Raw genomic sequence first — 24,762 nt, 5'->3', positions numbered from 1 at the left:
CTAGATGGAGTGGATAGTATGAGCGGCATGATCGTGATTCCGGGATACAGAGTGACAGAGTTTCTCTCAACACATTCAAATATGGGATTTTACCGCGGGTTTCGGAACAGCGACAACCTGCCTGTCATCATCAAAAAGCCGCATGAAGGTTCCAGGCACAAAGAGTTGCTTTGGAGACTGAAGCACGAGTACCGCATTTTGCAATCTGTCGATTCAAATGCCGTGGAAACTGCTGTCGAGCTGATCGATCACAACCGGGAACCGGCGCTCATTACGGAAGATTTCGGGGGAGTGCCGCTCTCCCTGCTTTGCAAAATGAAAGAGTTGTCGCTAGAAGAGATCCTGACTATTGCGATTCGTATCGCTTCGTGCATTGAGGACATTCATCAACAGCGCATTATCCATAAAGACATCAATCCGGCCCATATCCTGGTGCATCCGGAGACGTATGAGGTCAAGCTGATTAGCTTCGGCCTGGCAACCCGCAGATACCAGGAGCATCAGGGCGTGCTGAATCCGAAGGAGTGGAGAGGCAACCTGCGCTACGTATCGCCCGAGCAGACGGGAAGAATGAATCGGACGGTCGACTACCGGACGGATATTTACTCGTTTGGCGTGACGATATACGAGATGCTGACAGGAAAGCCGCCTTTTCTGAGCTCAGACATGCTTGAACTGGTACATGCCCACATGGCCCGAAAGCCGATTGCTCCTGCGCAGGTAAAGCCATCTGTTCCGCAAGTGTTGTCGGACATCGTGATGAAGTGTCTGTCCAAAAATACCGAAGACCGCTATTTCAGCATGGCTGGCCTGGTGGCTGACCTGCAATTGTGCCTGGAGCAGCTTGTAAACAACGAAACCATCGGCCATTTTCCGCTGGCGCAGCACGATCGCGCGGATCGTCTGCACATTCCGGAAAAGCTGTACGGGCGCGAACAGGAAATCCAGATGCTGATCGACGCGTTTGAAGAGGTGTCAAATGGCGCGGCGCGGATGGTCATGCTGAGCGGCAGTGCTGGTGTGGGCAAGTCCGCCCTCGTGTTTGAGGCGCAAAAAGTTTTCCTGAGGGGCAGAGGGCGCTTCATATCCGGCAAGTTCGATCAATACCGCCAAGGCGTGCCGTACTCCGCCGTCATTCAAGTCTTTCAGGATCTGATAAAACAGCTTTTGGCCGGAAATGAAAAGGAGCTTGCAGCGTGGCGGGAAACGATTCTCGAAGCGATGCAAGGGCTTGGGCAAGTTATCGTGGATGTCATTCCGCAGCTTGTGGCTGTGATCGGGGAACAGCCGCCTGTGCCGGAGTTGCCCGCAGCAGAGGCCAAGAACCGTTTTCAACTGGTCATGCAACGATTTATTCGCATCTGGGCAACACCTGAGCATCCGCTGGTCCTGTTTTTCGATGACCTGCAATGGGCGGATTCGTCCTCCCTGTCTCTCATCCGCGAGCTTGTGGCCGAGTTGCCGCTCAGCCATTTTCTGCTCGTGTGCGCCTACCGGGAGCAGGATGGAGGAGAGAACAATTCGTTGATCGCCAATTTGACGGAAGCGGGAGTCAAAAGCAGAATGCTGCGCCAAATCACGCTGTTGCCGCTGCGGCTCACACAGATCAACGCGTTGCTCTCCGATGCGTTGCATGCCGATCCTGCCGTCACGAAGCCGCTGGCGATGATTTTAATGCGGAAAACGGCCGGAAACCCGTTCTACTCCAGACAGTTTATCAAGTCGTTGTACGATCAGGGACTGTTGCGGTACGTCCCGGAGGAACGCGGCTGGCAATGGGATCTGGCTGAGATTGAAAAGCTCAGCACGACAGAGAACGTCGCTGATTTTCTCGTGGAAAAAGTAAGACGTCTGCCTGGCGTGACGCAGAAACTGCTGGCGTATGCGGCGTGTCTCGGAAGCTCTTTTAATCTGGACATGCTGGCAAAAACGCAAAAGCGAAGTGATGCCGAAGCAATCCGGGATATTTTCCCTGCCATGGAGGAAGGGTTGCTCTATCCGCTGGAGGGCGCCGAGTATTTGGCTTTTGCAGCCGTCGAGGAAGAAGAAAACCTCAATCTCTCACAGGTCACGATCCAGCTCAGCTTTGTTCACGACCGGATTCAGCAGGCGGCGTACTCCTTGCTGTCGGAAGAGGAACAGAAAGAGGCGCACGTGACAATCGGAAGAATGATGTGGGACATGTCCCGTTCGTTTGAATCGGCGCTGCTGTTTGAAATATGCGAGCACATGTATCGCGGTGCGGACATGATTGACGATGTGGCGGAAAGAATCCAGGTTGCCCACTGCCATCTGCTCGCCGGGCAAAAAGCGATGGCCGCGACGGCCTTCGATGCGGCGCTGCAGTATTTTCGGCGAGGGGCGATGTTTATCGGAGACGCGGCGTGGGAGCAGCATCATCAACTGGCGATGGAGCTGTACACGCTCTATGCGGAGTCTGCTTATTTGTGCAACCGGATGGAGGATGCGAATCGCCTGTTTGACCTTACCCTTGCGCACGCCAGGACGAATCGTGAGCGTGTGCGGATTCTGGAGCTGCAAATCCACATGTACACCCGCCTGGCCGAATTTTCGCGGGTGATGGATATTGCGAGCGAAGCATTGGGACTGCTGGGTGTGCCCATCCCTCACAAGCCAGGGAAGCTGGATATTATCAAGGAAATGTTGCAGATCAAGCGGCGGCTGAGAGGGCGCAAAATTGACGAGCTGCTGTATTTGCCGGACATCTCCAATGAGAACTACCAACTGGCTATGAGCATCATCAGCAATGCAGGGCCGTCCTCGTACTACGTCAATCCGAACTGGTTTGCGCTGACGATCCTGCGCGTGCTGCATTTGTCGCTCGTGCACGGCAATGCAGCGGCGTCTGCCAACGGATATACCGGTTACGGGATCGTGCTTGGCTCGAAATTTGGAAAATACAGGGAAGCATATGAGTTCGGGCAGCTGGCATGCCGGGTGGCTGATGGCTTTGCGGACCCGATTGCCCTGACGAAAGCGTACGGTGCGTTTGCCCTGCTCATCAATCACTGGTGCGAGCATGCGCGGACAAACATCCCGCTGATGAAAAAAGCGATCCAGCACGGGATGGAAGGCGGAGGAAACATTTACACTGCCTACAATGCCCACGGCTTGCTGGAAGCCATGCTCTACTGCGGGCTGCCGCTGGAAGAGCTGGAGCAGCAAATCAGGGAGTACGCCGGCTTGATTTCCCAGATGAAGGTGGTCGATCACGACGATCGGCTTCTGTTGCTGCGGCAAGCCTTGCATACGTTTACAAACTGGACGGAGGGCGAACAGACAGCGTTTTGCCGGGATGGCTTTGATGAAGCGCAATACGTGAGCAGCCTGCAAAAAGAAGGCACCAGCTACAAGCGGTACATGTACCACTTCTACAAGTCGCTGTCCCATCTTGTGTACGGCCATTACGAGAAAGCCGCACAACTGTTGAGCGAGGCAGAACAATGGATAGAGTCGGTCAGCGGACAGGTGCTGGTCAGCCAGCATGTTTTCATGCACGCCCTGTCGTTGACGAAGCTGTATGAGAACGTCAATCGTCGGGAGCAGCTGCGTTACGCGAAAAAAATCAAGGCGCATTTGAAAAAAATGAAGACCTGGGCCAGCAGCTGTCCGGAAAACTTCCAGCACAAATACTTGCTGATGAGTGCCGAATGGAACCGTGTGAACGGCAAGCGGCAAGTAGCTGGAGAACTGTACGATGAGGCGCTGCAGTTGGCGAAAAAGGACGGATTTTTGCAAAACGAGGCACTGGCGAGCGAGCTGGCTGCTCATCACTATTTGGCATTGGGGCTGGAGACTATCGCCAGGGCGTACATGACGGAAGCGTATGAGTCGTACTTGCAGTGGGGGGCTTTGGCCAAGGCGAGAGAGATGGAAGAGCGCTACCCGCACCTTGTGCAGCGGGGAAGAGGGATGGAAGCATCGGCTGAGCTTGCGGCGACAGACCAGTCCGCCGATCTGGTCGACCTGATGAGCGTCATCAAGGCGTCCCAAACGATGGCGAGCGAGATCAGGCTGGAACAGCTGCTCGCGACCATGCTGCGCACGGTCATGAGCAATGCGGGAGCGGAAAAAGGCATCCTGATTTTGAAAAACGAAAGCGAATGGCTCATCGAGGCTGCCGGGTCCGTCGATCTGGACGTGGAAATCATGCAATCTGTCCCGTACGAGCACAGCGGGATGCTATCAGTCGCGGTGGTCAACTACACGATCCGCACAGAAGAAATGCTGGTGCTGCACAACGCTTCGGTAGAAGGAGTCTTTTTCCGGGACCCGTACATCACGAAAAACAGGCCGAAGTCGATTTTGTGTTCGCCACTTTGGCAGCAGGGCAAAATGATCGGCGTCATCTACCTGGAAAACAACGAAACGACACACGTTTTCAACGAAAAACGTTCAGAGCCGCTGCGACTCATTTTCTCGCAAATGGCGATCTTTATTGAAAATGCCCGGCTGTATCATCAATTGGAGCAGTGGAACCAGTCGCTGGAGATGATCGTCGCCGAACGAACGAGGGAGATTCAATCGCTTTTGCAGGCGAACAAAAATTTGCTGAACAACGCAGGCCAAGGCTTCCTGTCGTTCTCCAAAAATCTGCTGGTCCATTCCGAATACAGCCGCGAATGCTTGCGGATGTTCGGCAGAGAGCTGGCCGGCGAATCGGTGGCAAGTCTTTTGTACCCGAACCGTCCGGACAAGCAAGTGTTTGTCGAGTCTCTTCTGGAAAAGTATTTTGAGACGAAGGATCAGGGGCAAAAAGAGCTTTATTTGAGCCTCTTCCCTACGGAAATCTGCATCAACCAGCTGCCGTTGAAGCTGGAGTGCAAGCCTATCCAAGGGGATCGGCGCGATTCGCCAGAGGGCCTGATGCTGATTTTGACCGATATGAGCGAGCAAAGAGCGCTGGAGTGCAAAATGGAGCAGGAGTGGCAGAAGCTGAACATGATTGTGACCGTGGCGACCAGCCTGCCTCTTTTCCAAAAAGCATATCGTTCCTTCACTTCCTTCTTTGCGGGAGGCTGGAAAACGCTGTTTGGCACGGGCACGGACCTGTCTGACAGCCTGCTCAAGCTGGCGGAACAAATCCATCAATTCAAAGGGGATTTTAGCCAATTCCATATGATCCACACTCCCCAAAAGCTGCACGATTTGGAAACGTGGCTGATGGATCGGGACCTGCAGCAGGAGTGGCTCACAGACGGGGATTTCCAGAGCCAGCTGCCAGTCGCACAAGTCCAGGCTGCCATGCAGCAAGACCTGGAGATTATCCGCAACAAGTTGGGGAACAGTTTTTTGGAGAATGGCGACGGAGAGATGACGATTTCCAGGGACAGGTGGGAGCGTTTTGTAGAAAAGGTGAGCAGCTTGTTGCCTGACAGCTCTGCCGCCCGGCTCGACCAATGCATTCGCGAGCTGTACCAGCGTCCGATCAAGGAAATGATGGTGCGCTATCAGGAGTATGTCGAAGAGCTTGCCCAGCGTCTGCACAAAACGATCCATCCGCTTCAGTTGGAAGCAGAGGAGATTTTGGTCGACCCTGAGCGCTTTGAGCCGTTTGTAGGCAGCCTGCTGCATGTTTTCTCCAATGCAATCGTCCACGCCATAGAGCCGGAAAGCGAACGGCTGGCGCAGGGCAAAGAAAGCAGGGGGACCATCCACTGTCGGATTTGGCAGGAGGAGGCCGCGCTTTTGATCGCCATCGAAGATGACGGACGAGGGATCGATTTCGACAAGCTCAAGCAGCAAGCGATTGAACAGGGCTGGCGGCCGGAGAGCAGCGACGAAGAGGAAGCTGGCTTCCTGTTTTACGGGCAGGTCAGTATCAAGGAAGAAGCCGACATCTATTCAGGCAGAGGCTTGGGACTGCCGATTGTCAAACATGAGTTGGAAAAATTGCAGGGGACTGTAAGCGTAGTCTCCCGGACCGGACAAGGCAGCCGCTTTCTTTTCCGGATTCCGCTGGAAGACAGGCTTCTGCAACCCATATAGCAGCAATGAAAAAACTGAGGCGCGAGCATGCCCTCAGTTTTTTTTGTGCGCTGCGGCTGACTGTTCAGAGAGCGTTTTGAATAGAATCCAAAAGACGCTCTTCATCAATCGGCTTCGTGATATAGTGACGCGCTCCCGCATTGATTGCTTCAAAGACCAAATGCTTTAAACCGTAGGTGCTAATCATGATGATATAGGCATTGGGGAATTCGCTGATAATTTTTTTGACCGTGTCGATACCGTTCATGCCAGGCATGTTGATATCCATCATGACTACATCAGGTTGGTGAGTCTTGTATTGCTGATACGCGTCTAGTCCGTTCGCCGCTTCTGCAATGACTTGATGGCCAGCCCGTTGAAGGATGATTCTTATGTATTCTCGGACAACAATCGAGTCATCTGCGATAAGTATGCGAGCCATAAAACCTCCTGTGTGTCGAAGCGGTGTAAAAGTGTTTTGCAGTGTTGTGGTTCTGCCTACTTTAACCATACATGGTTAGGAAAATAGTCGCAATCCCATTATTGGAAAATTTGAGCGATCGTTAACAAGAACGTCACAAATCAGTCAACAGTGATTCCTTGACGGCACGAATGACCCGTGAAAGCCAATGGGTAGCCGAAATACATTCTTCCCTGATCGATATGGTCAAAAGCGCGGGCATTGTTTCAAAGAATATTAGACGGAAAATTCGAACTTTTGTCAATCCGGAGAAATTTAGCCGACTAATGAAAAAATACTTTCATCCGCGATCAAGACGTGCTACTATAACAAAGGAGCTGCAAATGAGAATGAATCTCTTTATTATTGAGAATGAATTGCTTTCTCATTTGCGAAAATAAATGCAACGCACCATTCACGTGAACAAAGAGAAGAGTAGGGAAGCGATGAAAAAAAGATATTTGGTTGTGGCGCTGATTCTGCTATCAATGGTATCCCTGTTTATCGGCGTGAAGGACATTTCGCCTCTGGAGCTGTTCAATCTCAGCGACGACAAGGTACAGGTGATGTGGATCAGCAGGATTCCCCGTTTGGTTAGCATCATCATCGCCGGTGTCAGCATGAGCGTGGTCGGTCTTATCATGCAGCAGCTGACCCGCAATAAATTCGTCTCGCCTACGACAGCGGGTACCGAAGACTCTGTCCGCTTCGGGATTCTCATCTCGATGCTCGTGTTTGTCGACGCTTCTGTATGGGTGAGGCTGCTCGTGGCATTCGTTTTCGCCTTGCTTGGAACGTTTGTCTTCATGAAGATTCTCGACAGAGTGAAGTACAAGGACTCGATCTTCATTCCGCTGGTCGGGTTGATGTTCGGCAATATCGTCGGCTCGATCACGACGTTTTTCGCCTACAAACACGATCTGATCCAAAACATGTCGGCCTGGCTGCACGGCGATTTTTCCTCCATCATGAGGGGAAACTATGAGCTTTTATACATAAGCATTCCGTTGGTAGTCATTGCGTACCTGTTTGCCAACAAATTTACAATCGCAGGGATGGGCGAGGAATTTGCCATCAACCTTGGGCTGAATTACAAGCAAGTCGTCAATATCGGCCTGGCGATTGTCGCGATGGTTTCGTCCGTCGTCATCCTCACAGTGGGCACGATCCCGTTTTTGGGGCTTATTATTCCCAATATTGTGACGCTTTATCTGGGTGACAATCTGAAAAAAAGCTTGGCCCATACCGCCTTGCTGGGCGCGGTGTTCGTCCTCTGCTGCGATATTTTGGGACGCCTCATCATCTTCCCGTACGAAATTTCGATCGGTTTGATGGTCGGGGTAGTGGGCAGCGGTATATTCGTGTACTTACTCATGAGAAGAAAGGCATATGAACGATGAAAGCTAAGATTGGTGGCATGGCGATAGTCGCCGTTGCTCTGATAGCCGTATTCATGCTGATTGACGCTGGAGGCAACTGGGATTACGTGCTTCCCCGGCGGGCGAAAAAAATTCTCGCCATCATCTTGACCGGGTGCATCATCGCATTCTCGACAATGGTCTTCCAGACGATTACCAACAACCGCATCTTGACGCCCAGCATCATCGGCCTTGATTCCCTTTACATGTTCATTCAGACGTTCGTCATTTTCGTGTTTGGCTCTACGCACATGACGATCATGAACAAAAATGTCAACTTTCTCATCTCGACAGCCTTGATGGTTTTGTTTGCCGGGGTGCTGTACAAATTCCTGTTTAAACGGGAAGGCCAAAACATCTACTTCCTGCTGTTGATCGGGCTGATCTTCGGCACGCTGTTCGGCAGTCTGTCGACGTTCATGCAAGTGTTGATCGACCCGAATGAATTTCAGATCGTACAGGATAAAATGTTCGCCAGCTTCAACAATGTGAACACAGACCTGCTGATTCTCAGCTTTGTGCTGGTGATCGCGATCGGGATCTACTTCTGGCGCTACACCAAATATTTGGATGTGCTGTCGCTGGGGCGCGATCAGGCGATCAACCTGGGGATTCCTTACGATTTTGTCGTCAAACGTTTCCTGATCGTGATTGCGATTCTGGTGTCGATTGCGACCGCACTGGTTGGGCCGATCACCTTCCTTGGGCTTTTGGTGGCGAACCTGGCTCATCAGTTCATGAAGACGTATCAGCACAAGTTTTTGCTGGCAGGCTCGGCGCTAATCAGCGTCGTGGCGCTGGTAGGCGGTCTTTTGATCGTAGAGCGCGTGTTTACGTTCTCGACGACGCTCAGTGTGATCGTCAACTTTATCGGTGGGGTTTACTTCATCTATCTTCTGTTAAAGGAGAATAAAGCGTGATAGAAGTCCGGAACGTCTCAAAACAGTATGGGAACAAAAACGTCGTGGAAAACGTCTCGGTGAAGATTGCCAAAGGAAAAATCACGTCTTTTATCGGGCCGAACGGGGCCGGAAAAAGTACGCTTCTGTCCATGATTAGCCGTCTGTTGACGAAGGATCAGGGCGAGGTATTGATTGAGGGGCAGGAGATCGGGCAGTACAAAAGCAACGACCTGGCCAAAAAAATCTCGATTCTCAAGCAGTCCAACCACATAACTGTTCGCCTGACGATTCGCGAGCTGGTCAGCTTCGGGCGCTTCCCGTACTCGCAAGGCAATCTGACCAAAGAGGATTGGAAGTATGTAGACGAAGCGATCCGTTACCTGGAATTGACGGACATTCAGCACAAATACCTCGACCAGTTGAGCGGCGGACAGCGGCAACGGGCGTACATTGCCATGGTTGTCGCGCAAAACACGGAGTATGTGCTCCTCGATGAGCCGCTGAACAACCTGGACATGAAGCATTCGGTCCAGATCATGAAGGTGCTGCGCCGCCTCGTCGACGAGATGGGCAAAACGGTCGTGATCGTCATTCACGACATCAACTTTGCTTCCTGCTACTCGGACTATATCGTGGCGCTCAAGGATGGCAAGGTCGTGAAGGAAGGCACTACCGACGAGATCATCGACCCGCAAATCCTGAAGGATGTATACGATATGGACATTCATATTGAAGACATCGAGCAAAACAAAATATGCGTGTACTTCGCGTAAAGCTTTTCTTCCCTTTCGATAAAATTATTTTGATAGTGTGCAGAGGGATTTCCAAAGCAGCTATCAATAATTTTATATATATTAAAAATTTTAGAGGTGAGAGAAATGAACAAAAAACTCCTTATGCTGTTCATGGCCGTACTGTTGGCAGTCTTTACAGCAGCATGCGGTTCCAATAGTGCTGCTCCTTCCCAAACGCCGGAGGCTTCCAACGGCGCTGCGAATGAATCCGAAGAAATTACCGTCAAACATAAACTGGGCGAGGCCAAACTGAAAAAGAACCCGCAAAACGTAGTCGTCTTTGACTTTGGCGTGCTCGATTCCCTGGACAAACTGGGTATTGAAGTGAAAGGGGTAGCGCAAGCCAGCATTCCTCCTTACCTGGAAAAATTCAAAGATGCGAAATACACCAACATCGGCAGCTTGAAAGAGCCTGACTTTGAAAAAATCAACGCGATGAAACCGGAAGTCATCTTCATCTCCGGCCGTCAACAAGAGGCGTATGAAGAGTTGAACAAAATTGCTCCAACCATCTTCATGGGCGTAGATACGGCGAAGTACATGGAGTCTTTCACCGAGAACATGAAAACGCTCGGCACCATCTTCGGCAAAGAAGCGCAAGTAGAGGAAGAACTGGCGAAAATCAACGATTCCATCAAGCAACTGAATGAAAAGGCGACTGCAAGCGGCAAAAACGCGCTGATCGTTCTGGTGAACGAAGGCAAGCTGAGCGCTTACGGTCCTGGTTCCCGCTTCGGTATCCTGCATGACGTGTTTGGTTTTGCTGCCGTAGACAAAAACATTGAAGTATCTACACACGGACAAAGCGTATCGGCTGAGTACGTGGTAGAAAAAAACCCTGACTACCTGTTTGTCGTAGACCGTGGCGTAATCAATGGAAACGAGGGTGCTTCTGCTGCGGCAAAAGAAGCGGTGGAAAACGAACTGATGAAAAACACAAAAGCATTCAAAAACGGCAACATCATTTACCTGGATGCAAACTACTGGTACCTGTCCGGTGGCGGATTGGTGTCTACCGCTAACATGGCAGACGAAATCCTGCAAAAAATCAAGTGGTAATCAGCATCGTTGACGGATTGGCGACAGCCTGGGGCATAGCAAGCCTTGGGCTGTCTTTGCTTCTTCGCATAAAAAAGCCATTCTCCATTGGGGCAATCAGGAGAATGGCTTGTGTTATCTTATGAAGGTTTGAACTAACGAGTGCCGACCAGCTTGCGTTCTTCTTCCTGTTCTTGCACCGCCTGGGCGGCTGTTTGAACCGGGCTGGATGCAGGCTGCCTGTTTTCAACCGCATGGCTCAGCTCATAAGGGAGACAAAGCGGTACGCCTGTGCGCGGGTCAGTCAAAATGTCTGCTTCGATATTGAATACTTTGCGCAGCATCTCAGGGGTCATGACTTCTGCAGGAGTGCCTTCTGCCATGACGGTGCCGCGGGAGATCGCCACCATATGCTGGGCGTAGCGGGTGGCGTGGTTCAGATCGTGGACGACCATGACGATCGTGCGTTTTTCTTCCTCGTTCAGCTTTTGCAGCAGCTTGAGCACTTCCAGCTGGTGCGCCATATCGAGGAAGGTCGTCGGCTCATCCAAAAACAGGATGTCGGTTCCTTGCGCAAGTGCCATGGCGATCCAGGCGCGCTGGCGCTGACCGCCGGAGAGCTGATCGACAGGCCGGTCGTAGAAGTCGCTCATGCCCGTCATGGAAATGGCCCACTGAACGATTTCCTTGTCTTCCTTGGTCAGGGAACCGAAGCCTTTTTGATGCGGGAAGCGGCCGTAGGTAACAAGCTCAGACACAGTCAATCCGTCGGGAGCAGTAGGGTTCTGCGGAAGTATCGCCAGCTGCTTGGCGACTTCTTTTGTCGATTGCTGATGGATAGACTTCCCGTCCAAAAATACCTGTCCGCCTGACGGCTTCATGATCCGGGCCAATGTTTTGAGAATCGTTGATTTGCCCGAGCCGTTTGCGCCGACCAGCGCGGTGATTTTGCCGGAAGGGATGCTGATATTCAGGTTTTTGACAATGGAAAGTTCGCCGTAGCCGATGTCCAGATTTTGCGTGTACAAGCGTTGCACAATAGGCCAACTCCTTTGCAGGAAAGTATGTATGGTGTATATGGAAGCAAAAGCAGACAATGAGAATCATTTTCATTAAAGTATATAACGGAATGCAGGCAAATTCAATAGTTGATCGGTACCTGATCGCGTCATTCAGGCATGGAAAAAGCCAATCTGCTCGCAAATGAGCAAATTGGCTTGGCAGTCAGCCTCGGTACGTGACGTGGGCGATGATGCCTTCCTCGTCATCCAGTACCAGCTCGATCCCCGCGGAGTACGGGTTGAGCTGCATCTGTGTTTCCAGATAGAAGCGGATCGCTTCGATCAGGTTGATCTCGATAAACACTTGCTTGCGGCCGTTGGCGTATACTTCGGCGGAAAAGCCGTAGTCTTCGTCCCACATCAGTTCAACCTCTACGTCCTGCGGTTGAATTTGCTTCTTGCTCGCCACATGCAGGCAGATGGCGTTGATGAGCAATTGCTCGGAAAAAGTTATCTTTTCCATGCGTTCAGTTCCTGCTTCTTCGCGCGTTGCGTTTTGAAGTAGACGAAGATTTTGCGGATCAGGACGATCACGGCCACAATCGCCAGCATGTTAATCAGGAAGCCAAAGATCGCGCCCAAAGCTCCCATGTCGCCAAACAGGCTGCCAAACAGCAAGCCGGCCAGTCCACCGACGAGCAGGCCTTTCATGAAGCCGCCGCTGCTTTTGGTTGGAGCAGCAGTTGCTGGTGTATTGGTTGTCGTGCTTTTATTGGTAGAGGCATTTACATTCGAATCGGCTTTGGTTGGCGTTTGCGTGTTCGTTGGAGCTGTATTGGAATTGAACGATTTTTTGCCAGACTTATAGCCTTTTGCATCGGCATGATCTGCGAATCCGCCAGGAGCGAGTACGAGCATGACGGCGACCAAAAGCATGATGAGTTTTTTCATGTGATTGAAGTAGCTCCTTTCTATTTATTAAGTTACATATAAGTCTACATGAATATTTAAAGCTTTTCCACCAAACATTCGGTGAACATTGCTGGATGGCAGAAGAAAACAAGACGCGGGCCCTTGACGTCCGGCAGGATTGCGCAGTCCTTTACTAAGGCGTCATGAGTGTTTAAAGTTGTAGAAAGAGGAAAAAACAGGGGGCGATACGCGTTGGAGAGCGCTGTAATAAAGAAAAAAGTCATTCTTGATGTCGATACCGGAATTGATGACGCGCTGGGTGTGATTTTGGCGATCAAGAGCGGTCAATGTGAATTGATCGGAATCACTACCGTAAACGGCAACGTATCTCTTGGAAAAGCGACAGAGAATACGTGCAAAATTCTCGACTTCCTGCAAGCGGGAGCGACGATTCCCGTCATTTGCGGAGCTTCCCGGCCGCTTTTGCGCCCGTTGTTTTTCGAGCATCGCATTCATGGCGAGGACGGGCTTGGCGGAGCTTTGCGGGATGCAAAGGTGCTGACGCAGCCGCGGGACGGCTTTGCGCCCGATTTCATCTGCGAGCAAGTGCTGGCTCGTCCTGGGGAAGTTACGCTGGTCATGACAGGGCCGCTGACGAATCTGGCTCTGGCGGTCAAAAAGTGCCCCGAGCTGGTCAAGCATGTAAAGGAAGTCATTTTTATGGGCGGGGTAGTGAACGGGCACGGAAATGTAACCCCGGTGGCGGAGTACAACATGTACGTCGATCCGGAAGCCGCCAAGGTAGTGTTTCACGCCGGATTTCCGCAATTGACATTGGTCGGGCTGGATGTGACACGGCGAGTCCTGCTTACCGAAGAGCATATCGACGAACTGGGCGATACGCCCATCGGCCGCTACGTGAGGCAAAGCACGTCCGATTACATGGACCGCTCCTTGGAACGCAACGGCGTGCGCGCCTGCGCCATGCACGATCCACTGGCGGTTGCAGTTGCGCTGGACCGCTCGCTGGTAAAGACGCAAAGGCTGTACGTCGATATGGAAACGAGAAGCGAGCTATGTGACGGGCAAACGGTTTGCGACTTTCAGAACCGCCTGAAAAAGGAACCGAACATGAACGTCTGTCTGGACGTAGATACAGAAGCGTTCTTCACGCTTTTTCTCGGGGCATTGAAAGCTTGATGCTGTTCAGCCGAGCAGCGTGAGGAACGGCGTTATATCTGCCTCTGCCGCAAGAGAGTCAACCGTGCTCGCCAACCGCTCGGCAAGCGTGGGAGCGGCTGTCAGCACGTCAGCGAGCTTTTGCTGCACCTCTTTTGCTGTGAGCGCATTGCCCGGAGCGCCGCGCGGACGATCTACACGCTCGCGATACACCTGCCCGGCTTTTGTCGTGATTTCGACGATGGTAAAGCGCCCCTTGGGCACCGCTTCCAGCACAGGCGTAATCTCGCTGTCGTAGGCCCGCTGTACACGCGGCAAAAAGGCGAGAATGTCCCGGTCAATCGGCGCTGCCGTGAAGCTTTCCAAAGACAGTGAGCGTCTGTGCAAAGCGAGGCTGACCACGTACTCGACGCTGAAGCGCCCTTGCTCGCCCGTGCGCGGCTCTTTCTCGACGAGCGCCGCGTCTCCTTTGGGCGGAAAAATGATGCGAACCGCCGCAAGCTCATCCGGCGTGAAAGTGTGGCGTGCCGCCAGGCGAACCGCCGCGTCCGCAGCGTGATGGGCAGCAGAGCAAAACGGATAAATTTTGAACCAGAGCCCAGGCGAGACGATTCGCCAGGAGGCGCCCCAGTCTTGCAGCAGCACGGAGTTTGCCAACTCTGGATCTCCGTAGACGGCAAAAAAGCCGTGTTTTCCATCCAGCGCCTGCGAGCTGCCGCCGAAGTCTGCTTCCGCCAGTCTGACGGCAAGCAAGGCAGACTGGGCGGCGAGTCCGGCGTGCAGCGGCTTTGTTTCCGTGCCGAATTGCGCGCGCAATCCGCTCGCCTGGGTGGCGGCAAAGCCGATTGCTTTTTGCAACTGTTCGGCAGAAAAGCCTTTGGCGTAGCCTGCCGCAACGGCGGCTGCGATCACTCCGAGCGTAGATGTATTGTGCCAGCCTTTGAGGTAATGGGCGTCCCCAATCGCGCGCCCGAGCCGGGCCATGACTTCGACGCCGATGACATAGGCGGCGAGAAACCGCTGGCCGCTGACGGAAGAGACGGCGGCAACGGAGAGCAGCGCAGGCAAAATGACTGTGCTGGGATGGCCGCGCACATCGGAATGCACGTCGTCAAAATCGAGCGCGTGCCCGATGTAGCCGTTCAGCAGGGCTGCCGCAAGAAAGCTCGCCTTGCGCTGTTGCCCGATGACAGGCACTTGGGCGCGGCCGCCTTCTGCTTCGGCAATGCTCCACAGCTTCACCAGGCCCGCATCCTCGCGCGCGGCCAAGCTGGCAGCCAGGAAGTCCAGGATTCCCAGCCGCGCTGCTGCCATGGCGGCAGTGTCTTTTTCCGGGTGAGAAGAAACGACGAGATCAGCCAGCTCTTTTGTCAGCTGTCTGTCTCGTCCTGTGCTCGCATATACATGTGTCACGGGAGGGCCACTTCCTTTCCTGGCCTACGAAATGAAGGAGGCCGGGGCGCTTATTTGCTGCAAAAACCGCTGCGTGCGCGGGTTTTGCGGGCGGTCAAACAATTCATCGGGGGTTCCTTGCTCGACGATTTTGCCATCCGCCATGAAAATGATGCGGTCGGCCACCTGGCGGGCAAATGCCATCTCATGGGTGACGATCAGCATGGTCGTGCGCTTTTCCGCAATCGCCTTGATGACCTGCAAGACTTCCGCCACCAGCTCGGGGTCGAGCGCGGAGGTCGGCTCATCGAGCAAAATCGCATGCGGGTCGACAGCGAGCGCACGGGCGATGGCAACGCGCTGCTGCTGGCCCCCTGACAAGGTGATCGGGTAGCTGTCGGCTTTGTGCGCCAGACCGACCTGCTCCAGAAGCGCCCTGCCGATTTTGTCCGCTTCGCTTTGCTTCATCTTTTTCGTAATGATGAGCGATTCCGTGACGTTTTGCAGCGCTGTCCGGTTTTTGAACAGGTTGTAGTTTTGAAAAACCATCGCGGTCTGCTGGCGCAGGTGGTGCGCTTGCTTGCGCGAGTATTTCGGTGCGTCCAGTGTGGCCTGCCCGATTTCGATTCGTCCGGCGTCCGGGCTTTCCAGCAGGTTGAGGCAGCGCAAAAGCGTCGATTTTCCTGAGCCGGAAGGTCCGATGATGGCCACGACCTCGCCCTGCGCCACTTCGATGTCGATGCCGTCGAGCACGACCAGATCGTTAAACTGCTTGCGCAGATTCGTTACTTTTATCATGGCAATCCCTCGCTAGTTTTTATATGGCTTGCTCAGTCGTTTTTCCAGCCATTCCTGCAGGAGACTGTAGACAATCGTCAACGCCCAGTACACAATCGCGACGGCAAGGTAGATTTCAAAAAACTTCAACGACGCGGACGCCATCATTTTTCCTTGGGCAAACAGCTCGGCAACCCCGAGCGTAAAAGCCAGGGACGTTTCCTTCACCAGCCCGATAAACGTATTGCCCGAGGCGGGGATCGCGTTGCGCGCCGCTTGCGGAAGAATGATGCGGCGGTACGCCTGGGCCTTGGTCATGCCGACAGCCAGACACGCCTCCAGCTGTCCGTTGTCGACAGAGTCCAGGGCTGCGCGGAAAATCTCCGCCAAATAGGCCGAATTTTTGATGCTTAGGCCAATAATCGCTGCCGTCAAGGCATTCATCGCGCTAAACGACGGGAAAAGCTGCGGCAAGCCGTAGTAGATCAGAAACAGCTGAACGAGCGTAGGCGTGGCGCGAAAAAAGGAAATGTACACGTTGGCAAGCTGATAGAGCACGGGTACCCGGTTTTTCGTGACGAGAGCGAGCAAAAGCCCAATGGCGATGGCGAAAATCATTGCGACGACGGCCATCACCAAAGTGAGCGGCAAATATTTGAGCAAGGTAGGGAAAACCTCTAGCATGTATTTCCCGTCAAAATTCATCGTGCACCCACCGCCTATTTCTGGATTGGCGCCGTAACATCAGCCTTGAAGTATTTTTCCGACAGCTGTTTCAGAGTGCCGTTGTCGCGCAGTTCGGTCAGCACCTTGTCAAACTCTGTGCGCAGTTGATCGTGTTTCTCGTCTTTCGGGAACGGGAAGGCCACTTCTTCATACGTGAACGGATCTCCGGCCAGCTTCAGCGGCAGCCCGGTTTTTTCGATCTGCGCCAAAAGTACGCTGCGTCCATTGATGTAGGCGTCGATCCGGCCGTAGGCGACGTCGTTGAGCGTGCCTTCTTGCGTCTCGTAGGTGCGGATGTTGATTTCGTTGTTCGGGTCTTGTTTTTGCAGGTTTTTCGTATGATTCGAGCCGAGTACCGCTCCGACGGTTTTTCCTTTCAGATCGGCGACGGAATGGATGTCGTTGTTGTCGTTTTTCACGATGATTTGTGTCCCGGCGTAGGCGTAGGTCTGGGAAAAGTTGAACTTCTGCTTGCGTTCATCGGTCACGGCTACCTGGTTGGCAACCGTATCGATTCGGCCTGTTTCGAGCTGGCCCATCACGCCGCTGAACTCGGCCAGGTGCCATTCGATTTTATAGCCGAGCTTCGCGGCGATTGTCTCTGCGACTTCGACGTCAAAGCCCTGCAGCTTTTCCCCTTCCTTGTAAGCGAACGGGTAGCTCTGTCCTGTCGCGCCTACGCGTAAAACTTTTTCCTCCTGAGCGCCTGATGCAGCCTGGTCGCCGCCATTGCCGCAGGCGGCAAGCAGCAGGGAGAGGCCGAGTGTAATCGCGAGAATGTCTTTATGTTTTTTCATGTGAATCTCTCCTATCCGTTGTTTTTTAGGGGGTGCTGTGCCGCGTGAGCTAGGGCAGTGGCGTGTGCAGCTCTTTGCGGAAAAAAATCGTTGTGTGGCCGCGCCCGAGATCAGCTGCTCCGGCACGGACATAGCCTCTTCGTTCATACATGGCAGACAGCCACGGATGCTTGTCGGCCGTGCCGAGCGATACGGCAGGGGCCTTCAGCGTATCCCGGACGATGCTTTCCTCTACCCATGTCAGCAGGGCGGAGCCGACGCCTTTTTTGCCGATGTCTGGATCGACAGCAAACCACCAGATATGCGGCAGGCCGAACGGTCCGGGTTGTGGCCCCCAAGGCATGCGCAGGGAAACGGTCGCCCGAATCCGTCCGGCTTCCTCCAGAACGTAGCAGGCGTTGTTGTGAATATTTTTCTGGACAAGTGCCAGATCGGCTGTGGCTGCGGCAAAATGAATGCCCAGCTCGCGGATCGGTGCATAGGCTCGCAGCGTCAGGTCAAGCAGTTGTTCTGCATCGTCAGCGGTTGCCAGACGGTAAATGGTTGTCATGTTGTCTCCCTCGCACTTCTCGCGGCAAACGAGTCCAGGCGATGTGTTTGTCGGCATCGGCTGGCCGTTTGCGGCGTTTTAGCTGGATGCGTGTGTCCCGGCGGCTTGCCGATTCGTATAACGATTGACGGGGCGCTTCAAGCCAAGATGCTCGCGCAGCGTATTACCTTCGTATTCGGTGCGGAACAGTCCGCGCTGCTGGAGAATCGGTACGACCTCATCGACGAACACGTCCAGGCCCTCTGGCAAAAGAGGCGGCATCAGATTGAAGCCGTCGCAACCGCCTTGCAGCAGCCATTCCTCCATCTTGTCCGCCAGCTGCTGTGGCGTTCCGACAAAGATGTGGTGGCCGCGTGAACCGGCGATGTACTGATAAAGCTGGCGAATGGTCAGCTTTTCCCGACGCGCCAGGTTCAGCACCAGCTCAAAGCGGCTTTTTACACTGTTCGTCTCGGGAATGTCGACGTCGGGCAGCGGACCGTCGAGCGGATACGGTGTCAGATCGAACCCCCCGAGATAGCTGGAGAGAATTTTCAACCCGACGGAGGGCAAAATCAGCTCTTGCAGCTCCCGGAATTTGGCCTGTGCGGCTTCCTCCGTGTCGCCGAGAACCGGGAAGATGCCCGGCATGATGTGCACCTCGTCAGGAGAGCGGCCATAGGAAACGACTTTTGCCTTCACGCTTTGGTAAAAAGCTTGGGCGTCCGGCAGGTTGTTTTGCGCCGTGAAAATGACCTCGGCGGTTTTTGCGGCCAGATGCTGACCTGGCTCGGAGGAGCCTGCCTGAATGATAACGGGATGTCCCTGCGGCGGTCGGGCTACGTTTAACGGCCCGCGAACGGAAAAGAACTCGCCGTGATGCTGCAGCTCATGCAGCATGGCCGGATCGAAAAAAACGCCTGTTTCCTGCTCGCGAATGAGGGCGTCGTCTTCCCAGGAGTCCCACAGTCCTTTCACGACCTCGACGAATTCCTCTGCACGCCGATAGCGGAGGCTGTGTTCGGGATGCTTTTCTCCGCTAAAGTTCAAGGCCGTAGATTCGATGGAGGAGGTGACGACATTCCACGCTGCACGACCGTTGCTGATATGATCGAGCGATGCGAACTGGCGGGCGATGTGAAAAGGCTCGCTGTACGTCGTGGACGCCGTGGCGGCCAGGCCGATTTTCGCAGTAACGGCGGCCAGGGCAGAAAGCAGCGTGAAAGGCTCAAAGCGTGCCAGCACGTTCGGATGGGAGTCCGGGCTGATCGACAGGCTGTCTGCGAGAAACAGCATATCCAGCTTCCCGCGTTCGGCTGTTTTCGCCAATTTTTGAAAGTAGGCGAGGTTCATGCTGCCATCGGTTTGCGCATGAGGGTGACGCCAGGAGGCGACATGATGACCGGTGCCGGCGAGAAAAACGCCGATTTTCAAATGTTTGGGGGCCTGTGCCATGTCCTTCTACGCTCCTTTGGTTGTCGGGTAGGAATTAAATCTTATAATTCCAATTTAATTAGTCGGTATTTATAGTTTTACACTATACGCCTCTTTACGCCCAATTGTCAATGTATATTGAAAATTAGTAACAGTATGTTTTCCGTCACGCTGCTTCGATTTTCTTATGTCTATACGGTCTTTTTGTGCTAAAGTGCATAGAGAAGCTTTTTGCATTGCTTTTCAAAACGTTTTTACATTATTTTTCACCTATATATTTCTAATGTAAATGAGGAAGAACAATCATGCATGAGACCTATTCGTTAAAAGAAAAGTGGCGGCAGTTTCTGATGGTGCTGCTGCCGATCTTAATATCGCAGTTGGCGCTGTTTTCCATGACCTTTGCCGATACGATCATGTCCGGGCACGCCAGTCCGACCGACCTGGCCGGGGTGGCAATCGGGGCCAGTCTGTGGACGCCTGTGCAAGCAGGCCTGACAGGCATTCTCATGGCGGTGATGCCGATGGTTGCGCAAATGATCGGGGCGCAGCGCAAGGACCAGGTGCCGTACACGGTCATGCAGGCGCTGTATCTGGGCGTGGCGATTGCCATCGGGGTGATGGTCGTCGGCGGCTTGGCGCTTGATCCGGTATTGAACAGCATGCAGCTCGAAAACGATGTCAGACACATCGCCCGCGGCTTCCTGCATGCGATTGCCATCGGAATTGTGCCCTTGTTCCTCAACACGGTCATTCGCTGCTTTATCGACGCGCTGGGCGAGACGAGAATCACCATGTTGATTACCCTGCTCTCGCTGCCGATCAACGTCGTGCTGAACTACGCCCTGATTTTCGGCAACTTCGGCTTGCCGCGCCTGGGCGGGATTGGAGCGGGCTACGCCTCTGCCCTGACTTACTGGTGCATTTTGCTGATTAGCCTGTTTGTTGTGCGGCGCGTGCAGCCCTTTACCGAATTCGGGCTGTTCAGCAAGTTTTACCGCGTCTCCATGAGCGCCTGGAAAGAACAGCTCAAGCTCGGCTTGCCAATCGGCTTTTCGATCTTTTTTGAAGTGAGCATTTTTGCCGCTGTTACCCTGCTCATGAGCGAGTACAGCACGATTACGATTGCGGCGCACCAGGCGGCCATGAACTTCGCGTCGTTCATTTACATGGTTCCGCTCAGCATCTCGATGGCTCTGACCATCGTGGTCGGATTCGAAGTAGGGGCGAAGCGGTTTCGCGACGCGAAGCAGTACAGCTATTTGGGCATCGGGATCGCCACTGGACTTGCCTTGCTGTTTGGAGTCGGCTTGCTGGTGTTCAACAGGCAGGTTGCCGGGTTTTATACGTCGGAAATCGAGGTTTTGGAGCTTACGCAGCACTTCCTGATGTACTCGATTCTGTTCCTGATCTCCGATGCGGTAGCAGCTCCGATCCAGGGAATTTTGCGCGGCTACAAGGACGTGACGGTCACGTTTATCGTCGCGCTGGTCTCGTACTGGGTCATCGGGCTGCCGCTTGGGTTCATTCTGGCGCAATACACTTCACTGGCTGCCTTTGGCTACTGGATCGGACTGATTTCAGGCTTGGCGGCGGGCGCGATCTTCCTGTTTGGCCGCCTCTTGTCCCTGCAAAACCGCATGATACGCAGCACCCAATAACCAAACATTGGCGGGAAATCTCTGGACGAGAGGTTTCCCGTTTGTTGCATGAAGACAGGAGGGCAAGCTTACACTACACTATAGGCAGTCCATGGAAAATTTCTCTCCTATTTTTCAAGGAGAGCGTATATACTTTCTAATAGAGTGATGGAAGAAAAGCTGACATTGAAGGAAAGGGGGAGGAGAGCGCATGACGTATGGTTTTTTGCTGAAGTTGGGGATCGCCATGTTTCTGGGCTTGCTGATCGGGATGGACCGACAGCTCAAACACAAGCCGCTTGGCGTGAAAACAAGCATGGTCATCTCAGTGGCGAGCTGCCTGATTACGATTGTGTCGATTGAATCGGTGCATCGGTTCTCCTTGCCTGGCCACACCAACATGGACCCGTTGCGCCTGGCTGCGCAAATTGTGAGCGGCGTCGGTTTTCTCGGAGCGGGCGTCATTTTGCGCAGAAGCAACGACGTGATCTCCGGCCTGACCACCGCTTCCATGGTCTGGGCTGCCTCTGGACTGGGCATTGCCGTAGGCGCGGGGTATTACTTTGAGGCGGTGACAGCGACCATCCTGATTATTTTGGCGATCAACCTGTTTCCGCTCATTCTCAAATGGATCGGCCCCGAATCATTGCGGCAGCGGGATTTGTCGATCAAGATGGTGGTCGAAGCAAGCGGTGATCTGGACAGCATTTTTAAACAGATCAAGCACATCGACTTGCAGGTGAAACGGGTCAAGGTCAAAGACCTGGACAACGGCCAGCAAAAGCTGGAAATGATGATAACCGCTTCGGAAAACACGTATACGACCGACATTTACAGCTTGCTGAAGGCTGTTGACCACGTGGTTTCTGTTGAGGTAGAGAGTAGATAATGGATGATCCCCTTTAGGTAGACGGTGGAAAAACCAAGTTAACGAGCTTGGATGATACACTGATACTTGAAGGGGATTTTTTTGGCTACAAGGGTAACTTCATGGGATTTTTGACCATTTACACAAAACTTTTTAGGCTATTCCCATTTATGACTTTTCGGTCTAAAAAGAATACGATAACTTGAAAAAGGAGGCCTTTGCATATACAGAGACTTGGGAAGGCGACTACTATTATGTAACGTCCACATGTAATATTAAAGATAGTGCCAAAATAAAAGTAATGGGACCCAAATATAAAGCCAAGATGGCTAGAAGCGAACCTTTTAGGAACAGATAGGAGTAAGTTTTTCCAATGCATATTAAATTACTGTTTCCTTTTTTACTCCCAATTCTTTTTGGTGTCTTGCTAGGTTGTCAAGCGGATACATCAACGAAGAAAAATAAGGAGATAATTATTGAAGATACAAAAGTTCCTGATGGACAATCTAAAGTAACGAAAGATAAAGAAGTGGAGTCAGTTACAGTACATGAGTCACCAAAAAATGTCTCTTTCCCTTCTGAAGCGGTAACATATCAATATAAAGTTACTTTTAAAGATGGGAAAAGTATATTTCCTCAAAAAAATGATGTCATTTTTGAATCGACTCTTGGTGATACCAGTATTGTGGCTATACGTTCCCCTGAAGGAGAAACGAATTATACCGTTTTTCTGTATGAGTACAATAATAATACCGAAAAATGGGTGATTGATGGTTTTTTAAGATTACAAGGTGGTACGGGGTTTAGTAATAAAGAGGGCTTAAATTTGCCAATGGATAAATTTAATGCATTAAATCTCGAAATACCGAAAAAAAACAAAAAAATTTGGGTATTTGCTAATGAAAAAGAGATAGTTGCCATTGCCGTATATAATCGCTTTCCTTTTGTTGAAACAAATAATCCTGAAAAAATTACTTTAACCAATAAGAATGAAGCATATGTTTTAAATAACAATTTTTTGTATTATTTGGATTCTGGAAAACTAATAGTTGTATCCGGAAATACTAGCAAGCAAAACATTATTAATCTAGCAAATTCTTTGCCTTCTGTTAATTCTGCCTTTTTCCCTAGCCCTAAAGAAAATTAAACAAAACAAACACTTGCAATGTTCTCCCAAAAGGCTCTCAACTTACTTCCGAACAAATTGCAAGTGAGCTACCATTTCTGGTGGTTGGTGTTTTAAAAAAGTCTTGTCATGCCTATTAAAACTCAAAGTAGTTGCACATTTTCACAATGGAGCCAGACCAAAAATCCAGTTATCCCCGTGCTAAGGTGTTGCTGGATTTTTATTTTGGAAACTTTCATCAACCAACTGTTCGTATACACTTCTTCCCTTATCCCTGATGCTCGTAACCGCGCTGAACCCGCATGTCGGCTACGAAAACGCTGCAGGCACTTGGGCCTCCAGCAGGGGGAGCCGAGACTGTCCGCCTCCGGAGAAAAAGGAAAACCGCGTCAAAAGCGGCGGATTAATTTCGAGGAAACCAAGCAAAGAGCCGCCCCAAAAATGCATCTAATGAAGTAATGCCTTTTTCCACTTTCTCCCTTACAATATTTGAGAAAAAAGGAATTTGATTCGTTGGACATTTCGCAAAATGAGTGGTTCGCTGTGAATGGAGGACGAGGTTGGGCCACAGATTTTCTGTTAGATGTCGCCAGGATCGAGATTGAGTTAAGGAGGCAGCATAATGTTACCTGATAAATCAAAGCTCGTTATTGCTTTATCACTTTTCTTAATCGGTTTCTTTCATTTCTCGATGAATGATAGCAGTGCGTTACAACAAAAAATTTCTATTTATCTAAATGGCGAAGAAGAAACCGATTGGGAGCCTCAATTCCTAAATGGGCGTGTGTATATACCAGTTAGGTTAATGGAATCTTTAGGATCTAAAGTAAGCTGGGATGCCACCAAACAGACAGTTACTATTAACGCTGATATTAAAATGATTGCCTCTATTCCAGAAGAGGATGTTTACTTATATGCTTTAAATAAAGAAAACAACTTCTATAAAGATTTAGTTGTCAGCAGCAAGGGAGTGAAAAAAGTTTACGAATGGAAAACAATTGAAAAGATTACAGATTTGCCTCAATTGTATTATGTGGATTTAAATAACGATCAGAAAAAAGAATTGGTTATTGTTTTAAGTGAAGGTCATGGAACAGGCTTTTCGGTCCAAAACATTCATATTGTGAATCCTGAAAACTTTACCGAGTATTCTATAGAAAATCCATTGGATATAGTGAAAAAACATGTTGCAACCAAGATAATATCTGATTCTGAAGTAGAAATAAAAATAGATGGAAAAGTTTCATCCCTAAATTTAAAGAATTCCTCTTTTCCAGAGAGAATTTCTGAAATCAGCTTTGAAAACATCATTAACTATCAGATCTTTGAAAACAAAATAATGGCCATCGTTGGTGTGGAAGGTGCTTATTTGCAGCATATAGGGTATCTAAAGATTGAATATCATTTTAAAGATGGCACGTATAAAATGAAAAATATTTCATTCTCCCAGAATTAACATGGGGAACTGGTTAAACTAATAAGGAGTGCCCCAAACTACCAAGAGTAGTATAGAGGCACTCCCTCCTACTAATTATCTTTATTTATAATTGAAAAACCAATGGTTCCCCAACTTAAGGATATCTATTGCATCGGGGGATTTAGGTTTATTAGGCAAGAAATATCGGCGATTACCAATCGGATTTGCCACAGTGCCCATATTCGAAGCGATATGAAGTGAATCCTTCCATGCTTGCGAATCTAACTTTGGCTTTCGTGCTCTTGACGTTGTCATACCCTCAAATTGACCTCTTTTCAATAATACCTCCCACTATAAAGTAATG

At 51.4% G+C, this 24,762-nt stretch carries 20 protein-coding genes; 10 read left to right on the top strand and 10 right to left on the bottom strand.

What is annotated here, in order from left to right; all coding sequences use genetic code 11:
• The first annotated feature begins 18 nt into the window (after positions 1–18).
• Positions 19–6,009 (top strand): AAA family ATPase, encoded by a 5,991-nt coding sequence (locus EDM57_RS10630; RefSeq protein WP_122904744.1) that lies wholly within the window; start codon positions 19–21, stop codon positions 6,007–6,009.
• 64 nt (positions 6,010–6,073) lie between these two features.
• On the opposite strand, the gene EDM57_RS10625 is transcribed toward EDM57_RS10630, so the two are convergent.
• Positions 6,074–6,430, bottom strand: a complete 357-nt coding sequence (locus tag EDM57_RS10625) for a response regulator (RefSeq protein WP_122904743.1) — start codon at positions 6,428–6,430, stop codon at positions 6,074–6,076.
• 464 nt (positions 6,431–6,894) lie between these two features.
• Between EDM57_RS10625 and EDM57_RS10620 the strand changes: the two genes are divergently transcribed.
• From EDM57_RS10620 to EDM57_RS10605, 4 genes are all read left to right on the top strand, one after another.
• A complete protein-coding gene (locus tag EDM57_RS10620) occupies positions 6,895–7,848 on the top strand; it encodes an ABC transporter permease (RefSeq protein ID WP_122904742.1) in 954 nt (317 codons plus the stop codon).
• The gene (locus EDM57_RS10615) at positions 7,845–8,786 is read left to right on the top strand and encodes an iron chelate uptake ABC transporter family permease subunit (RefSeq protein WP_122904741.1); all 942 of its coding nucleotides are present in this window, start codon (positions 7,845–7,847) and stop codon (positions 8,784–8,786) included. The genes EDM57_RS10620 and EDM57_RS10615 overlap by 4 nt, the downstream gene beginning before the upstream one ends.
• Positions 8,783–9,541, top strand: a complete 759-nt coding sequence (locus EDM57_RS10610; protein WP_122904740.1) for an iron ABC transporter ATP-binding protein — start codon at positions 8,783–8,785, stop codon at positions 9,539–9,541. Before EDM57_RS10615 ends, EDM57_RS10610 begins: the two co-directional genes overlap by 4 nt.
• 105 nt (positions 9,542–9,646) lie before the next feature.
• A complete protein-coding gene (locus tag EDM57_RS10605) occupies positions 9,647–10,621 on the top strand; it encodes a siderophore ABC transporter substrate-binding protein (protein ID WP_122904739.1) in 975 nt (324 codons plus the stop codon).
• A 134-nt stretch (positions 10,622–10,755) separates the two neighbouring features.
• Here the strand turns inward: EDM57_RS10605 and EDM57_RS10600 are convergent, their stop codons facing one another.
• The 3 genes from EDM57_RS10600 to EDM57_RS10590 all read right to left on the bottom strand — a co-directional run bounded on the left by EDM57_RS10600 (position 10,756) and on the right by EDM57_RS10590 (position 12,552).
• Positions 10,756–11,637, bottom strand: a complete 882-nt coding sequence (locus EDM57_RS10600; protein WP_122904738.1) for an ABC transporter ATP-binding protein — start codon at positions 11,635–11,637, stop codon at positions 10,756–10,758.
• A gap of 187 nt (positions 11,638–11,824) precedes the next feature.
• Positions 11,825–12,124: a YxcD family protein gene (locus tag EDM57_RS10595; RefSeq protein WP_122904737.1), complete on the bottom strand. Its 300-nt coding sequence runs from the start codon at positions 12,122–12,124 to the stop codon at positions 11,825–11,827.
• Positions 12,112–12,552 carry a hypothetical protein gene (locus EDM57_RS10590; protein WP_122904736.1) on the bottom strand — a complete coding sequence of 147 codons (441 nt, stop codon included), beginning with the start codon at positions 12,550–12,552 and terminating at the stop codon, positions 12,112–12,114. Before EDM57_RS10590 ends, EDM57_RS10595 begins: the two co-directional genes overlap by 13 nt.
• A gap of 228 nt (positions 12,553–12,780) precedes the next feature.
• Between EDM57_RS10590 and EDM57_RS10585 the strand changes: the two genes are divergently transcribed.
• Positions 12,781–13,713, top strand: a complete 933-nt coding sequence (locus tag EDM57_RS10585; protein WP_122904750.1) for a nucleoside hydrolase — start codon at positions 12,781–12,783, stop codon at positions 13,711–13,713.
• 6 nt (positions 13,714–13,719) lie between these two features.
• Here EDM57_RS10585 and EDM57_RS10580 read toward each other — a convergent pair whose 3' ends face one another.
• From EDM57_RS10580 to EDM57_RS10555, 6 genes are all read right to left on the bottom strand, one after another.
• Positions 13,720–15,105: an MmgE/PrpD family protein gene (locus EDM57_RS10580; RefSeq protein ID WP_122904735.1), complete on the bottom strand. Its 1,386-nt coding sequence runs from the start codon at positions 15,103–15,105 to the stop codon at positions 13,720–13,722.
• 24 nt (positions 15,106–15,129) lie between these two features.
• Positions 15,130–15,882: an amino acid ABC transporter ATP-binding protein gene (locus tag EDM57_RS10575; protein ID WP_122904734.1), complete on the bottom strand. Its 753-nt coding sequence runs from the start codon at positions 15,880–15,882 to the stop codon at positions 15,130–15,132.
• A gap of 12 nt (positions 15,883–15,894) precedes the next feature.
• Complete coding sequence (locus EDM57_RS10570; protein ID WP_122904733.1) at positions 15,895–16,566, bottom strand: amino acid ABC transporter permease; 672 nt, start codon at positions 16,564–16,566, stop codon at positions 15,895–15,897.
• A 14-nt stretch (positions 16,567–16,580) separates the two neighbouring features.
• Positions 16,581–17,384, bottom strand: coding sequence for an amino acid ABC transporter substrate-binding protein (locus tag EDM57_RS10565; protein WP_122904732.1), 804 nt, complete (start codon positions 17,382–17,384; stop codon positions 16,581–16,583).
• A 49-nt stretch (positions 17,385–17,433) separates the two neighbouring features.
• Positions 17,434–17,934 carry a GNAT family N-acetyltransferase gene (locus tag EDM57_RS10560; protein ID WP_122904731.1) on the bottom strand — a complete coding sequence of 167 codons (501 nt, stop codon included), beginning with the start codon at positions 17,932–17,934 and terminating at the stop codon, positions 17,434–17,436.
• Positions 17,935–18,012: 78 nt separating this feature from the next.
• Positions 18,013–19,368 carry an LLM class flavin-dependent oxidoreductase gene (locus tag EDM57_RS10555; protein WP_122904730.1) on the bottom strand — a complete coding sequence of 452 codons (1,356 nt, stop codon included), beginning with the start codon at positions 19,366–19,368 and terminating at the stop codon, positions 18,013–18,015.
• 284 nt (positions 19,369–19,652) lie between these two features.
• Between EDM57_RS10555 and EDM57_RS10550 the strand changes: the two genes are divergently transcribed.
• The 4 genes from EDM57_RS10550 (at position 19,653) to EDM57_RS10535 (ending at position 24,437) form a co-directional block, all read left to right on the top strand.
• Positions 19,653–21,008 (top strand): MATE family efflux transporter, encoded by a 1,356-nt coding sequence (locus EDM57_RS10550; RefSeq protein WP_122904729.1) that lies wholly within the window; start codon positions 19,653–19,655, stop codon positions 21,006–21,008.
• A 190-nt stretch (positions 21,009–21,198) separates the two neighbouring features.
• Positions 21,199–21,876 (top strand): MgtC/SapB family protein, encoded by a 678-nt coding sequence (locus EDM57_RS10545; RefSeq protein WP_122904728.1) that lies wholly within the window; start codon positions 21,199–21,201, stop codon positions 21,874–21,876.
• A gap of 352 nt (positions 21,877–22,228) precedes the next feature.
• Complete coding sequence (locus EDM57_RS10540) at positions 22,229–23,002, top strand: hypothetical protein (RefSeq protein ID WP_122904727.1); 774 nt, start codon at positions 22,229–22,231, stop codon at positions 23,000–23,002.
• A gap of 601 nt (positions 23,003–23,603) precedes the next feature.
• The gene (locus EDM57_RS10535; RefSeq protein ID WP_122904726.1) at positions 23,604–24,437 is read left to right on the top strand and encodes a stalk domain-containing protein; all 834 of its coding nucleotides are present in this window, start codon (positions 23,604–23,606) and stop codon (positions 24,435–24,437) included.
• Positions 24,438–24,762: the final 325 nt, after the last annotated feature.

It is taken from the genome of Brevibacillus gelatini, from assembly GCF_003710935.1.
Taxonomy (GTDB): domain Bacteria; phylum Bacillota; class Bacilli; order Brevibacillales; family Brevibacillaceae; genus Brevibacillus; species Brevibacillus gelatini.
The sequence above is the reverse complement of the archived record's forward strand: the minus strand, read 5'-3'. Positions and strand labels throughout refer to the sequence as shown.